The 13087-nt window shown below is 65.5% G+C and carries 12 protein-coding genes; 9 read left to right on the forward strand and 3 right to left on the reverse strand.

Annotation, left to right across the window (positions count from 1 at the left end):
* The 7 genes from tssK to AC1DT2_RS07015 all read left to right on the forward strand — a co-directional run.
* A partial coding sequence (gene tssK, locus AC1DT2_RS06985) for a type VI secretion system baseplate subunit TssK (RefSeq protein WP_477295413.1) occupies nt 1-323 on the forward strand: 323 nt, incomplete at its 5' end.
* 4 nt (nt 324-327) lie between these two features.
* A complete protein-coding gene (icmH, locus tag AC1DT2_RS06990; RefSeq protein WP_477295415.1) occupies nt 328-1632 on the forward strand; it encodes a type IVB secretion system protein IcmH/DotU in 1305 nt (434 codons plus the stop codon).
* Nucleotides 1629-5180: a type VI secretion system membrane subunit TssM gene (tssM, locus tag AC1DT2_RS06995; RefSeq protein ID WP_477295417.1), complete on the forward strand. Its 3552-nt coding sequence runs from the start codon at nt 1629-1631 to the stop codon at nt 5178-5180. The genes icmH and tssM overlap by 4 nt, the downstream gene beginning before the upstream one ends.
* Nucleotides 5177-5767 (forward strand): type VI secretion system-associated protein TagF, encoded by a 591-nt coding sequence (gene tagF, locus AC1DT2_RS07000; RefSeq protein ID WP_477295419.1) that lies wholly within the window; start codon nt 5177-5179, stop codon nt 5765-5767. Before tssM ends, tagF begins: the two co-directional genes overlap by 4 nt.
* Nucleotides 5764-6495, forward strand: coding sequence for a PP2C family protein-serine/threonine phosphatase (locus AC1DT2_RS07005; RefSeq protein WP_477295421.1), 732 nt, complete (start codon nt 5764-5766; stop codon nt 6493-6495). The genes tagF and AC1DT2_RS07005 overlap by 4 nt, the downstream gene beginning before the upstream one ends.
* Nucleotides 6492-9233 carry a bifunctional serine/threonine-protein kinase/formylglycine-generating enzyme family protein gene (locus AC1DT2_RS07010; protein ID WP_477295423.1) on the forward strand — a complete coding sequence of 914 codons (2742 nt, stop codon included), beginning with the start codon at nt 6492-6494 and terminating at the stop codon, nt 9231-9233. Before AC1DT2_RS07005 ends, AC1DT2_RS07010 begins: the two co-directional genes overlap by 4 nt.
* A gap of 17 nt (nt 9234-9250) precedes the next feature.
* Nucleotides 9251-9550, forward strand: a complete 300-nt coding sequence (locus AC1DT2_RS07015; RefSeq protein WP_477295425.1) for a hypothetical protein — start codon at nt 9251-9253, stop codon at nt 9548-9550.
* Here AC1DT2_RS07015 and tssA read toward each other — a convergent pair.
* Nucleotides 9547-10578: a type VI secretion system protein TssA gene (tssA, locus tag AC1DT2_RS07020; RefSeq protein ID WP_477295427.1), complete on the reverse strand. Its 1032-nt coding sequence runs from the start codon at nt 10576-10578 to the stop codon at nt 9547-9549. The two genes, AC1DT2_RS07015 and tssA, sit on opposite strands and share 4 nt — an antisense overlap.
* Nucleotides 10565-11548 (reverse strand): LysR family transcriptional regulator, encoded by a 984-nt coding sequence (locus AC1DT2_RS07025; protein WP_477295429.1) that lies wholly within the window; start codon nt 11546-11548, stop codon nt 10565-10567. The genes tssA and AC1DT2_RS07025 overlap by 14 nt, the downstream gene beginning before the upstream one ends.
* Before the next feature lie 193 nt (nt 11549-11741).
* Here AC1DT2_RS07025 and AC1DT2_RS07030 point away from each other — a divergent pair, with 193 nt between their 5' ends.
* Both AC1DT2_RS07030 and AC1DT2_RS07035 read left to right on the forward strand, forming a co-directional pair.
* Nucleotides 11742-11834, forward strand: a complete 93-nt coding sequence (locus AC1DT2_RS07030; protein WP_477295435.1) for a hypothetical protein — start codon at nt 11742-11744, stop codon at nt 11832-11834.
* Nucleotides 11835-11847: 13 nt separating this feature from the next.
* Entirely contained in the window at nt 11848-12528 is a 681-nt protein-coding gene (locus AC1DT2_RS07035) for an SGNH/GDSL hydrolase family protein (protein ID WP_477295431.1), read from the forward strand.
* A 57-nt stretch (nt 12529-12585) separates the two neighbouring features.
* Here the strand turns inward: AC1DT2_RS07035 and AC1DT2_RS07040 are convergent.
* Nucleotides 12586-13087: aldo/keto reductase (locus AC1DT2_RS07040; RefSeq protein ID WP_477295433.1), on the reverse strand; the 502-nt coding region annotated here is incomplete at its 5' end.

The following is a 13087-nucleotide window of genomic DNA, read 5'->3' on the forward strand; positions in this document are numbered from 1 at the left end:
GCCTGCTTGATGGCGCGTCGTTCGTGCTGGCTGCCAAGGCCGACATTGCCGCCGCCGACATGCGTCGCCGCCTGCCGTCGCAGTCCAAGATCGGGCCGGTCGAGAAGATACGCGATCTGGTGAACCTGCAGCTGCCGGGTATCGCCGTGGCGTCACTCGCCGTCGCACCGCGGCAGATCCCGTACCACGCGGGCTACCAGTACTTCGAACTCGATAAGGCTTCGCCGATGTGGAAGACGCTGCGTACGTCCGGTGGCGTAGCACTGCACTTCGGCGACGGCTTCGACGGGCTTGCGCTGGAACTGTGGGCAGTAAGGAGCTGATGCCATGAAGCATGATGATGTCGACGCATCGCCTGGCGCCGATGCCACGATCGTACGCCCGAGCGGTGTTCGATCGCCGGCACCCGTGCCGATACGCGAGCGGGAACGCCAACCGGAGCGCGATCTCGCACGCGCCGTCCAGGAGCTCCCCTCGGCCGGCGGCAATCCCCTCGTGCGCGCCGCCAATCCGCTGCTGTTGCTCGCGGCGCAGCTGCGCGACAGCGCCGAGGCACCCGATCCCGCGCTGTTGCGCGACCGTGCCACCGCCTACCTGCGCCGCTTCGAGGATACGGGCGCACGCGCCGGCATCGACGCGCAGACCGCCGTCGCGGCGCGCTACGTGCTGTGCACGATGATCGACGAGGCGGTACTGGATTCGCCGTGGGGCGAACAGACCGGCTGGAGCCGCCAGACCCTGCTGGTCACCTTCCACGGTGAAACCTATGGCGGTGAGAAGTTCTTCGTCATTCTCGATCGTCTGGCCCAGGACTTGGTCCGTCATATCGATCTGGTGGAGATGATGTATCTCTGCCTCGCGCTCGGCTTCGGCGGCAAGTACCTCGTCGAGCCCGGCGGCGTGGCACGACTCGCCGACCGTCGCGAGGACGTGTACCGGCGGATCATGGCGTACCGCACGGCGATGCCTGCGGCGTTGTCACCCCGCTGGCAGGGTGTCGATCGTCCGCTGAAGCCCCGTCGCGGCGTTCCGTTGTGGATGGCGGCGCTGGCCGCGTGCTGCCTGCTCATCGGTGTCTGGATCGTCCTGCATACGCGTCTCAACGGCACGGTCGAACCCGTGAGTGCGCGCCTGGCGACCATCGGCCTGCGCGGTGTGCCGTTGCCTGAGGCGATCGCGACCAAGCCGGCGTCGGCCAGCCTGCGTCAGTTGCTTGCTGACGATGCGCGGGCAGGGACGCTATCGGTGGACGAAAAGCCGGATGGGCAAGCCACGATTCGACTCGCGGCCACGGAGATGTTCCCCTCTGGCGGCGCCGATGTCGCTGCGGCTCAGGTAGCACTGCTTGGACGCGTCGCGCATGCACTGGATCAGGTGCGCGGTCGGATCATCGTGGTGGGTCATACCGACGACCAGCCGATCCGCTCGCTGCGCTTCAAGGACAATTTCGAACTCTCCGGCGCGCGTGCGCGTAACGTCAGCGCCATTCTTTCCCACGATCTCGACGACCCGCGCCGCGTGGAATCCAGCGGGGCGGGCTCGTCGCAGCCCATCGCCACGCCGGCCGACCTGCCCGCCAACCGCGCGCGCAACCGTCGCGTCGAGATCCTGTTCGTGCCGGAGGCCGGATGAAAAACCTGGACGATGTGTTCCGTCACGTGTGGGTACGCGCGGCAATCGGCATTCTTCTGTGTGCGCTGCTGATTGGCTTCGGCGGCCCATACCTGGGCATCGGTGACGAACAGCCGTTGGCCAGCGTCGTCGCCCGCGTCGTTGCGATCCTCGTTGTTGCCACGATATGGATCGGTGTGGTCCTGCTGCGCCAGTGGATGGCGACGCGACGTACCCGGCGCATGGGTGATGACCTGACCGCGCAGGATGATCTCAGGCGCCAGGATGTCGAGGCGCGTACCCAGGCCGAGCGCGATGGTCTGCGCACGCGTTTCATCGAGGCGCTCACCTTGCTGCGCAAGCGACGCGATGGCGGGGCCAGCCTCGAAGCGTTGCCCTGGTACCTTTTGATCGGTGCGCCGGGCTCGGGTAAGAGCACCTTGCTCGAACACTCCGGACTCGAGTTTCCCTTGCTCGGCGCTACGGGCAAACGCTCCGTGGCCGGCGTCGGTGGCACACGCCAGTGCGACTGGTRGTTCACTGACAAGGCCGTCTTCCTCGATACCGCAGGGCGCTACACCACGCAGGACTCCGATCCCGGTGTCGACGCGCCGGCATGGGAAGCGTTCCTTCAAATGCTGCGTCGCTATCGACGGGGACGTCCGCTCAACGGCGTCGTCCTCACCGTCAGCGTGGCCGAGTTGCTCACGATGAACCCGGCGGAGCGCCAGCGCCACGGTGACGCGCTGCGCGAGCGGGTGGACGAGATCGGCTCGCGCCTCGGTGTGGCGTTGCCGGTGTACCTGGTCTTTACCAAACTCGATCTTGTCGCCGGCTTCCTCGACCACTTCGATGCGCTCGACGCGGCAGGGCGCGCGCAGGTATGGGGCGTTACCTTTCCGGAGGATCGCAGCATCGATGGTGGTGCACCCGCTCTGGTCGGCGATGAGTTCGATGCCTTGCTCGATCGGATCGACGGGGCGATGGTGGAACGCATGCACGCGGAACGTGACGTGCGTCGACGCGCGCGAATCCTCTCGTTTCCGCAGCAGCTTCGACATCTTCGCGAGCTGGCACTTCCGCTGTGTACGGCGGTCTTCGGCAGTCATGCCTATGGTCGCGCGCCCATCCTGCGTGGGATGTACCTCACCTCCGGTACCCAGGAAGGCACGCCAATCGATCGGGTCTTATCGGTCGTGGGCCGTTCGTTCGGTGTGCAAACGGCGATGGCCTCGGTGTCTCGCACACCACGCCGGACATTCTTCGTCGAGCGCCTGCTCAGGGAAGTGATCCTGCCCGAGGCGGGATTCGCCGGCGCCGATCCGGCGGCATTGCGTCGCCGCCGCCTTACCGGCGCGGCTGCGATCGCCGCCATCGCGTTGGTCACGGCGTGCCTGCTGATCGGCATGTTTACCAGCGCGGCACGCAATGCCGACTTTGTCGCGAGCGTCGAGAAGGTCCTGCGTGACTATCCCGACGATGCGCGCACACCGACTCCCTCGTCGCTACGCCAGTACGATGCGCTGGCCCTGCAGCGACTGGACGTGCTTGGCCGTGCCGAGCAGTTGGCGGGGCAGGTTAGCGGCGACTACCCGCTGTCGATGCGATTCGGCCTGTTCGAAGGATCCGCGATGTTCGGCCAGGCGCGCGAAGCGCATATCCGCGAAGTCAACGCGAGCGTGGTGCCGGGCCTTGCGCTGCAGTTCCGCGATGGCGTCCGTGACGCGGCAAGCGATCCCCAGCGTCTCTACTACGCGCTGAAGGGATACCTGATGCTTGGCCAACCCAACCATCGTGATGGCGACGGCCTGGCCGTGCTGGCACGAGAGCGCTGGCGCGAGGTGTTCCCCGAAGACGACGGTCTGGCCGATGCGCTCGAAGGCCATTTCCGTGTCGTGCTCGCTGGCCGCGATACGTTGCGGACGTTCCCCCTGGACGCGGCACTTGTCGACGCCGCGCGGGCATCATTGCGCGCCGCTGATCTCGCGACGCTGGTCTACGGTGGGCTGAGGCTCGACAGTGAGTCACGCCAGGATGCACCCGTGCGGCTTGACCGCACGCTGGGGCTGCTTGGCACGGTGTTTCGTCGGCGTAGCGGCGCACCGTTGTCGAAGCCCTTGCCGGCGTTGTACACACGGCCCGTGTTTGCGGCCATGGTGCAGGACGGCGAGGTCTCGGGCATCGGCGCGCCTGGCGGCATCGCCGCGGCCGTGGATGCCTTCGCCAAAGACGACTGGGTCTTTGGCGTGAAAGTGAATGATCCGGTGCGCCGCGCCTCGCTCGCCACGCAGGTGAAGACAATCTATGTGGCGGATTACATCCGCGCCTGGGATGAGCTCATCGGTGACCTGCAGTTGCAGCCGGTGGGGAACGTCCAGGAAGCCAGTAGTGTTGCCGCCCGGCTCGCCGGCGCAGGTTCACCGTTGAAGGCCTTGCTCGCGCTTGTCCGCGACAACACCACGGATCTGCTGCGACAGACGCCGTCGGACAGTACCGACCGCGTCGCCGCCGCCGCGGAGCGGCGCGTGGCTGACCGGGTGAAGGGGCGCAGTGAGATCGCCCGCCTGCTGGCGGAAGGCAGTACGCCAACGGCAGCGTCTGCCACGGAGCGCCCGGACGCGCCGATCGTCGAACACTTCGCCACGCTCAACCAGTTGACCGACGGCCAGCCGGGCGCGACGCCGCTCGATCGCGTACTCGGCGTGCTGGACCAGATGAGCAAGACGCTGCTGACGTTGCGGCCCGGCGCGGACAGCCTCGGGCAGTCGGATCCCGCCCTGGCCATCGCGCGACAGGAGGCGGGGCAGTTGCCACCACCGCTTTCGACGTGGCTAGGTAGCCTGGTCGGGACGAGCCAGTCGTTGGTCAGCAAAGGCGCAGACGGTGCGCTTGCTGACGGTTTCCGCCAGGCGGCCGGTGGCGACTGTTCGCGCTTAGTCCAGGGGCGCTATCCGTTTACGCCGGAGAGCCGCTCGGACATCCCCTTGCAGAACTTCGCCGACCTGTTCGGTAACGGTGGTCGCTTCGACGGCTTCTTCAAACAGGTCCTGTCGAAATCGGTGGACACCAGCGGTAGCACGTGGATCTTCCGCGATGCAGACGGCGCACGTTCGGGCGGAGCGGTGCTCGCGCAGGCTCAGCTCGCCGACGCCATTCGCCAGGCCTATTTCCACGACGGTCCTGCGCCGCAAGTGGGCTTCACGCTGTCGATCACCACGCCTCCGCCCGGCATCGGTCGTTTGCTCATCGAGATCGATGGACAGCGCTTTGAGTACAAGGCGGGCGAGACCAGCGCGCCGGTAACGATGCGCTGGCCGGGCCCAACGCCGGGGACCGCGCGTATAAGCGCGTGGGACAGCGCCGGCAATCCGTTACCCACGCTGGATTATCCGGGCGAGTGGGGCTGGTTCCATGCGCTGGATGCGGCGTCCCTGCAACGGCGCACCGAGACCCGTTTCGGGGCGAACTTCGGTTTCGGCGGGGCTCGCGCGACCGTGGACATCGAGGCATCCAGTTTGCACAACCCGTTTGGCGATACCAGCGTGCGTCGTTTCCGGTGTCCGGCATGAACCGCACACTGGTGGGGTTCCACGGCAAGCTGCCGAACGTCGGTGACTTCGTGCAGCGCCGCTTGCCGGCCGTCTTCGTCGATCGCTGGGACGCGGCGATGCAGTCCGCTCTCGCTGAGGCGTCCGTCGCTACAGGCGATGCATGGCGGGACGTGTTCCTGGCCTCGCCCACTTGGCGCTTCGCCGTCGCCACGCGCGTCTGCGGCCAGCTTCCCTGGGTAGGCGTGGTCGTGCCGTCGCATGACCGGGTGGGTCGGGTCTATCCGCTCGTCCTGGCGGTATCGCCGCCTCGCGCCGCCGACGGTTGGCCGCAGATACCCGCGAACGCGTGGTTCGCGACACTCGCCGCCGCGGCCGCGCGCACGCGCGACGGCATGGACGTGACCATGTTCGACGCCCTGGTGGCGATGTTGCCCGACCCGGCAAGGTCGCCCCTGCAGAGCCTGCCCTCAACTGTCCACATCCGCAGCCGCAGCCTGTGGTGGCAGGGTGACCAACTTGCGGACGGCGTCGTCTTGCCCGGGCTGCCCGCCGCCGCCGACTACCTTCGCCTGCTCGGCATCGAAACCGACGAGGAACCCGCGTGACTCCGCCCTATCTTTCCGCCGGTCGTACCGAGACCGGCCACGTGCGTCGCCACAACGAAGACGCGATCCTCGTCRCCGACATGCCCGGTCTCTGGGCCGTCGCCGATGGCCTCGGCGGACACGCCGCTGGCGACGTCGCCAGCGCGCTGATCGTCGAGCAGCTCGGTGCACTACACCTGTCCACCGACATCACGGACACGATGGATGCGATCGAGGACGAGCTTTTACGAATCAACCACCGTCTTCGCGCCATCGCGCGCGATCGCCGGGTCGACGCCGTCGCCTCGACGGTGGTGGTGCTGGTACACACCCGGGATCTCGTGGCGGTGGGCTGGGTCGGCGACAGTCGCGCCTACGTCTTCGAAGAAGGCCGGCTGCAGCAGGTGACCCAGGATCACGTTCACGGCGAACGCAGTGACGAGACGCGGTTCGGCGGCAGTAACGCCGGTGTGCCGGCCGGCGTGCTCACGCGCGCGGTGGGCGCCGAGGATCGACTTTACGTCGACTGGGTGGTCCGCGCGCGCCGGCCGGGAACGTGCTTCGTGCTCTGTTCCGACGGCATCAACAAGGAACTCAGTGACGCCGAGATCGAACTCCATTGCCGACGCCACACGGACCCCCAGGCGCTGATCGACGCGCTGGTGGGTACGGCGTTGGAACGCGCCGGGCGCGACAACGTGTCGGCGGTCGCCGTGAGGCTGGACCCATTTGAGGAAGCGCACGCATGAAACCATCCGACGACGAAGAAACCCGCGTGCTGCCTGTGTCAGCAGACGCGGATAGCGACGCCACCGTGTTCAAGCCGTTGCTGGCACACGGTGGGGAGGGCACGGCGACCGGTTCGGCATCGCAAGGCACCGGCGACAGCTGGCGACATATGGCCGAGCTTGCACAGGGCGAACGCATCGGCGTGGGTAGCCTGCTCAAGGAGCGGTTCTTCATGGAGCGAGAGCTCGGCCGTGGCGGCATGGGCGTGGTGTATCTCGCCCGTGACGAGCGCAAGGTCGAAGCGCGCGACCGCGATCCGTACGTGGCCGTGAAGGTGCTCAACGATGAGTTCCGCAAGCATCCGGATGCGCTGATCGCCCTGCAGCGGGAATCACGGCGCGCGCAACACCTGGGTAACGACCACATTGTTCGTGTTTACGACTTTGACAAGGACGGCACCAACGTCTTCATGACGATGGAGTACGTCGAAGGGCAGGACCTGCGCACGCTTATCCGCACGAAGGCGCGCGATGGCATGGCGTTCGCCGAGGCGTGGCCGTTGATCGCGGACATGGGCGAGGCACTGGTGCGTGCGCATGCGGCAGGCATCGTCCACTCGGATTTCAAGCCGGGCAATGTCATGGTCACACCGTCGGGCATGGCGAAGGTCTTCGACTTCGGTATCGCGCGGGCGGGTAAGATCGGCGCGGAGCACAGGGACGATCGTACGGTGTTCGATGCCGGCACGCTCGGTGCCATGACCCCGGCTTACGCCAGCCTCGAGATGCTCCAGGGCAAGGCGCCAACACCCTCGGACGATATCTATGCGTTCGCCTGCGTAGTGTTCGAGTTGCTTACGGGACGTCACCCGTTCGACAAGCAGAATGCCGAGGAAGCGCTGGCTGCGGGTCGCCGCCCTCCCGCCGTGCCGGGGCTCGACAAGCGACAGTACAAGGCACTCGTCGACGCGATTGCCTTCACCGCCGAGAAGCGCAGCAGCGACATAAGCGTCGTGATGGCCGGATTGCGCAAGCGGCGCCTACGCGAGCGCGCCACACCATGGCTTGTGGCTTCCGCAGGCCTGATACTGCTCGTTGCCGCCGCGACATGGTTCGGGGCGTTGCAGGCCGAGCGCCGCCACATGGCGGATACGCTGCGGCGTTTCACGCCCGCACAGGTGGATGGTTTCCAAAGCGAGGATGATGTCCGCAAGGCCCTCGCCGCACTCGATAGCGACGAAAGGCGGCACGTCGTGGTCGATGGCGCCGATGCCATCGACAGCTTCCTGGTCCGCCTGGTGGCCTCACGCTGGGATCCGGCGCACGAGCACTACGACTACGCCGGCGCGCAAAAGGTGTTTGCGCTGCGCGCAGAGCTGAAGACCTTTGCGCCGAAGCTCGATCGACGCCACGAAGAAGTCGCGCACGAACGCGACGAAGCGCTCAACGGCCTCGATACGCGCTTGAGTCAGGCGATCCTCGCCAACCGCCTCACCGGAGATGGTGCGGACGACGTGCCCGCTCTCCTGGCGACGATTCGTACGATCGACCCCTCGAGCCGCTTGCTGGCGAATCCAGAGCTGAAGCTGAAGCTGGCAGATGCGGCGAACACGGCGGCGACGCCGGCGGGCCACACCCCGGCCGAAGTGCTCGAAGCGGAGCGCACGGCGCGACTGGAATCGCTGCGCCAGGCGTCCGCTGCCGGCGACTTCGACAAGGCGCTGGATAGCTACAAGCAACTGCGCGGCATGGATGGAGCCACGCCAACGTCGATGGACGAACCGGCGAACCTGCTCGCACGTGCCGTCCTGGATGCGGCGCGGTCGGCGTGCAGCGCCGGACACTGGAAGGAGGCTGCGGACAAGGTCGCCGCGGGCATCGCCGCGACGGGTGACCGGCCGGACCTGGCCGCCGCCAATACGCGCTACCAGTTGGCGCTTGCCGTGATGACGGCAGCCAAGGGACCGAGCGTGTCCGCGGCCGAACAGGATGCGCTACGCAAGCAGGTTGACGCGATGAAGGCTGCCGACCCGGATGGCCTCAAGGATCTCGAAGCCGCCATGAGAGCGTCGAAGGSACTTCCGGAAGGCTCCCTCGCCAACGTGGTCAACCGCCTGCGGTCGACACCTGGCGTTCCGACCCGCATGGATCCTTGCGCGCGTCGCGGCTTTGCAGGCAGCGCGCGGGAATGTTTCGACACCTTCTCGGCTGGCGCGCACGGACCCGCGCTGGTGGTCATCCCACATGGTCGCAAGCCGTTCGCGATGACGCGTACGGAGATCACCATCGCCGACCTGGACCAGTACTGCCGCGCAACGCGCACATGCGCCATCACGCGCGGTCAGGTGCCGACCCAGCCGGCACGTTCGATTCCGGTCACCTTCGCCCGTCGTTATGCTGCCTGGTTGTCCCAGGTCAGTGGTTACAGCTATCGCCTGCCGACGGACGAGGAATGGTTGTTGGCAGCTCGCGCAGGAAGCGACTGGGACAGCAAGGATGCGACCTGCGGCACTGCATCGACCGGTTTCGGGCGTCTCGTCCGCGGTGACGAGTGGAGCAGCAAGGGCGTGACCAATCCCTGGGGGCTGGTGGACATGGTCGGCGGCATCTGGGAATGGACGACGACGGGTACGACCCTCGCCGTGCGAGGCGGAAGCTACCGCAGTGGACCCGACGCCTGCTCCGTCACGAGCACCCGCACGAGCGACGGGTCGGCCGAGCGCGATGTTGGCTTCCGCCTGGTGAGGGACATCCAATGATGGCGTGGGAAACGAGGGTGAACCGCGAGTTGGGCGACCTGAACAACGCCCACAGTGCGGCGCGCATGGGCACGTCCGAATATCGACAGCGTCGTCGCGCCTTGTTACAAGCGGTGCTCCTGGAGGGTTCGGCCTCGCACACGTTGCGGCGCCCCGCCGGTGGCCATGCGCCGTCCCATGGCACGACATCGGGCCGCGCGCTGCCGATGCGGCGTGCCGTCACACGCACCCCACCACGAGGCCGAAACGGCCTGCCATGGTGGCTCGGCGGTACCGCTGTGTTCGTCGGGTTGCTTGCCTGGATAGTGCTGCGCTAGCCCGGGTTGTCTTCGCCGGACAGTTGCTGGAACTCGGACAGACCGCCCGGCGCGAGCGTCCGCAGCAGTTCGGTGAAGCTCAGGCCGACGAGGCGGCTGGCACGACGTAGCAGCGGCGGGACCGGGCTCGATGGTTCGTTTCGCGCATACCATGCGCAGATCTCGTCGAGCATGCGCCGCACGTCGTCGGTATCGCGAACGCCCCTGCGTGCTTCGGTGGGTACCTGGACGCCGGACTCGCCCGATTCGTCGTGCCCGTTATCTGGGTCATCGGCGACGAGGGCCTGCGGCGCGCGAATCGCTACCTGGGTGCGCAGGAAGGCATCCACGTCGCGCAAATCGCGCTCGAGCGTGTCGAGGTCCGGTCCCATACCGGGCGTCCGTTCCTCGAACAGATGGCCGATGGAACGGACGTGCACCAACGCGGTGGTGATCGCCGCCGCGGTGGCCAGTAGCCGTTCGACGTCAACATGTTGGACCACGGCATCGACGATCTCCTGTGAGATAGGCGTCGCATCGGACGTGCCATCACCGGACTTGATCGTACCGTTGAGCAGGCGCAGGTCGCGCAGGGAGAACGCGCCAATGCGCTCGGCGCGCAGAAGGGGCACGCTGCGAAGGTAGCCGACGGTCCCGTCGACCGCCGCAAGCGCTGCCAATGCGTTGATCCGTTCGACAGGATCCCCGTCATCGACGCGGGGATGCACATCGTCCCAGTAACGCGTAAGCAGGTCCGCGACGAGCCCGACGGTGGCACTCCAGGCAGCGAACCCCTCGGTCTTCAGCCGCGCGTTGCCCCAATGGATGGCCACGCGCAGATCACGTGTACGTTCGGCCACCTGCTCGGCATGGCGGGAGACCTCGCGCCAGTCGGGTTCCTCCGCCTGCTTTACCGTATCGCCGATGGCGCGTTCCGTACCGGGCGCCGCGAGACTCTCCAACGCGAGAAACGCCGCGTCGTATTCGAGGTTCGGGCCGCATGGCGCGTTCTCTTCGAGCGGATCGAGAAATCGGTCAGTGGTATCCATCGCGTGCAAGGTCCAGTAAGGGGAAGGGGGCGGCGTGGGCGGCCGTGTGTCGTGTCCGCTGCAGCCCGCGGCTGATCCGGACCAGCTCCTCGCGCAGCCATCGATGCGCGGGCTGTTTGTCCAGGCGACTGTGCCAGGCCATGGCAAGCGACATGTCTGGCTGGTTGAAGGGCAGGGCAAAAGGCTCCACGCCAGGGCCCACCGCCTGGATCATGCTCTGCGGCAGCGTGCAGACCAGGTCGGTCGTGTTCAGGAGCGAGCCGATGGTGTCCCCATAGGGCGCGGAAACCAGCACGTCTCGCGTCCGGCCCAATTCCTTCAGTCGGATATCCATCAATCCGTCCATGCGACCGGATGAGGACACGATGAGGTGTCCGAGCGAGCAATACTCGTCGATCGTGAGCTCGTAATTGCCGCGCGGGTGGCCGATGCGCTGGAGCATCACGAATTCGTCCGCCAACAGCTCTCTCATCTTCAAGGAGGGAGGCACCTGCTCATTCGGTACAAGGAGGATGTCGAGCTCACCGTTCTCGAACTGGGCGAGAACGTCCGCGTCCTCACTGCCGCTGCGGAAAGCCAGTCGCAGCTGGCGATTGTCCTTGTCCTGGAACGAGCGGATAAGCGGACGGGCGAAGGTGCTGATGGCGCTGAACGAGCCACCCACCCGGAACATGGCGGTATCGCGCCTGGGATCGAACGAATCGGCCGGATCAGCCAGAGTGCCCAGCTGCGCGAGCGCGTCCCGCAGTGAGACAGCCATCTCTTCCGCCTTGGGCGTCGGCACCATGCCGCGACCGGTTTCGGACGGAATAAGCAGGGGATCCTTGAACAGCCGGCGAAGACGGGCTAACTGCGCCGATAACGCGGGTTGACTGACATGTAGCCTGGAGGCAGCGCGTGTGACGTTGCGTTCTTCCAACAGCATATCGAGCGAGACGAGTAGCGGAAGGTCACTCGGTTTCAGATTCATGAGTACAGCTTGATTGCRCTCGTGGGGACAGCGCGGATTACTACGCACGTCGTCGATTGTATGCGGAGTCGACGGAGGTGCGTCAACAATTTGACGTAGCGGGCAGCGTTACGTGATTTGTGTCGCAAATGCTTAAGGGCGTCAGTGGCAATACGCGGTCATACCTCGAAAGGGTGATGCGCTATGATCGTTTCTGCATGCGACGGCACTTGAGACCGAATCAGAATCGTTGGTACGGTTGACTGCGCATTACCATAGCCTGCTCCGCTTGTGGTCGGACACATAAGGCCGAGGAAGAAATGATCCGTAATCATGGCAAGGCGTGGGTGGCGATTGGTCTGTATGCACTTTTGTTCCTTTCGGCGTGCTGCCAGGCGCAGGTGGCTTCTCGACCCGAAGTCACCGAATGGACCTGGGAAGTCAGGCCAGAACATGTCGACCATCAGCTGCCGAACGTTCTCCTGGTCGGCGATTCCATTACCCGCAACTACTTCCCGGAGGTGCAGCAAGAGCTGAGTGGCAAAGCCAATGTCTACTTGTTCGCAGCTTCGACCAGCCTGGGAGATCCGCGGCTGGATGCACAGTTGAAGGATTTCGCTGCGTTGGAGGGCGTGACATTCAGCGTCGTTCATTTCAACAACGGGATGCACGGCTGGGCGTACACCGAAAAGGAATACGCGGCATCGTTCCCTAAATACGTTGCGACGCTTCGAAAGATCGCTTCCGGCGCGCACTTCATCTGGGCCTCCACGACGCCGGTCAAAAAGGAAAGTTCGCCCGGCCCCACGAATGCGCGTATCCAGGTGAGGAATGCCGAGGCACTACAGATCGTGAATCGCGAGTCGATCGTCGTTGACGACCAGTACGCACTAATGCTGCGTTATCCCAATCTCTATCTCGATGACGTTCACTTCAACCCGGAAGGTGCCGTGTTGCAGGGCAGGCAGGTAGTCAAGACGATCGAGGCGTACCTGAAGTAACTCCGCACTTGAACTGAATCGGCTGCCGGTGGATCGGCGGCCGATTCAGCAGTCGGTTTACAGGGAAGACGATCCTCGCCACAGATCAGTCCCACCATCGACTGCATGGATGTCGATGTCCGCGAGCTCGTCCGCTGAGAAGCCCAGGTTGTCCAGTGCACCCAGCGAATTGTCGAGCTGCTCGACGGTGCGCGCACCAATCAATGCCGATGTGACGCGGGGATCGCGAAGCGCCCATGCAATTGCCATCTGCGCGAGCGTCTGGCCACGGCGTAAGGCAATGTCATTGAGTGCCCTGATTCGATCGAGGTTTTCCGAGCTGAGCATGTCTTTCCGGAACGACCCGTCTCGAGCGACCCGCGCATCCGACGGTACGCCGTTGAGGTATTTGTCGGTGAGCAGACCCTGGGCGAGCGGCGAGAACGCAATGCAGCCCGCGCCCACGTCGTTCAGCACATCGAGCAACCCGTTCTCGATCCAACGGTTGAACATCGAGTAGTTGGGCTGATGGATGAAAAGGGGCACACCCTCGTCGGCAAGCATGGCCGCGGCCCTACGC

Source organism: Luteibacter sp. P4_E6, assembly GCF_056401535.1.

Excerpts from the sequence above, each read along its gene's own strand:
- tagF (WP_477295419.1), top strand. The coding sequence starts at position 5,177 with ATGAACCGCACACTGGTGGGGTTCCACGGCAAGCTGCCGAACGTCGGT.
- icmH (WP_477295415.1), top strand. The coding sequence starts at position 328 with ATGAAGCATGATGATGTCGACGCATCGCCTGGCGCCGATGCCACGATC.
- tssA (WP_477295427.1), bottom strand. The coding sequence starts at position 10,578 with ATGGATACCACTGACCGATTTCTCGATCCGCTCGAAGAGAACGCGCCA.
- AC1DT2_RS07035 (WP_477295431.1), top strand. The coding sequence starts at position 11,848 with ATGATCCGTAATCATGGCAAGGCGTGGGTGGCGATTGGTCTGTATGCA.
- AC1DT2_RS07025 (WP_477295429.1), bottom strand. The coding sequence starts at position 11,548 with ATGAATCTGAAACCGAGTGACCTTCCGCTACTCGTCTCGCTCGATATG.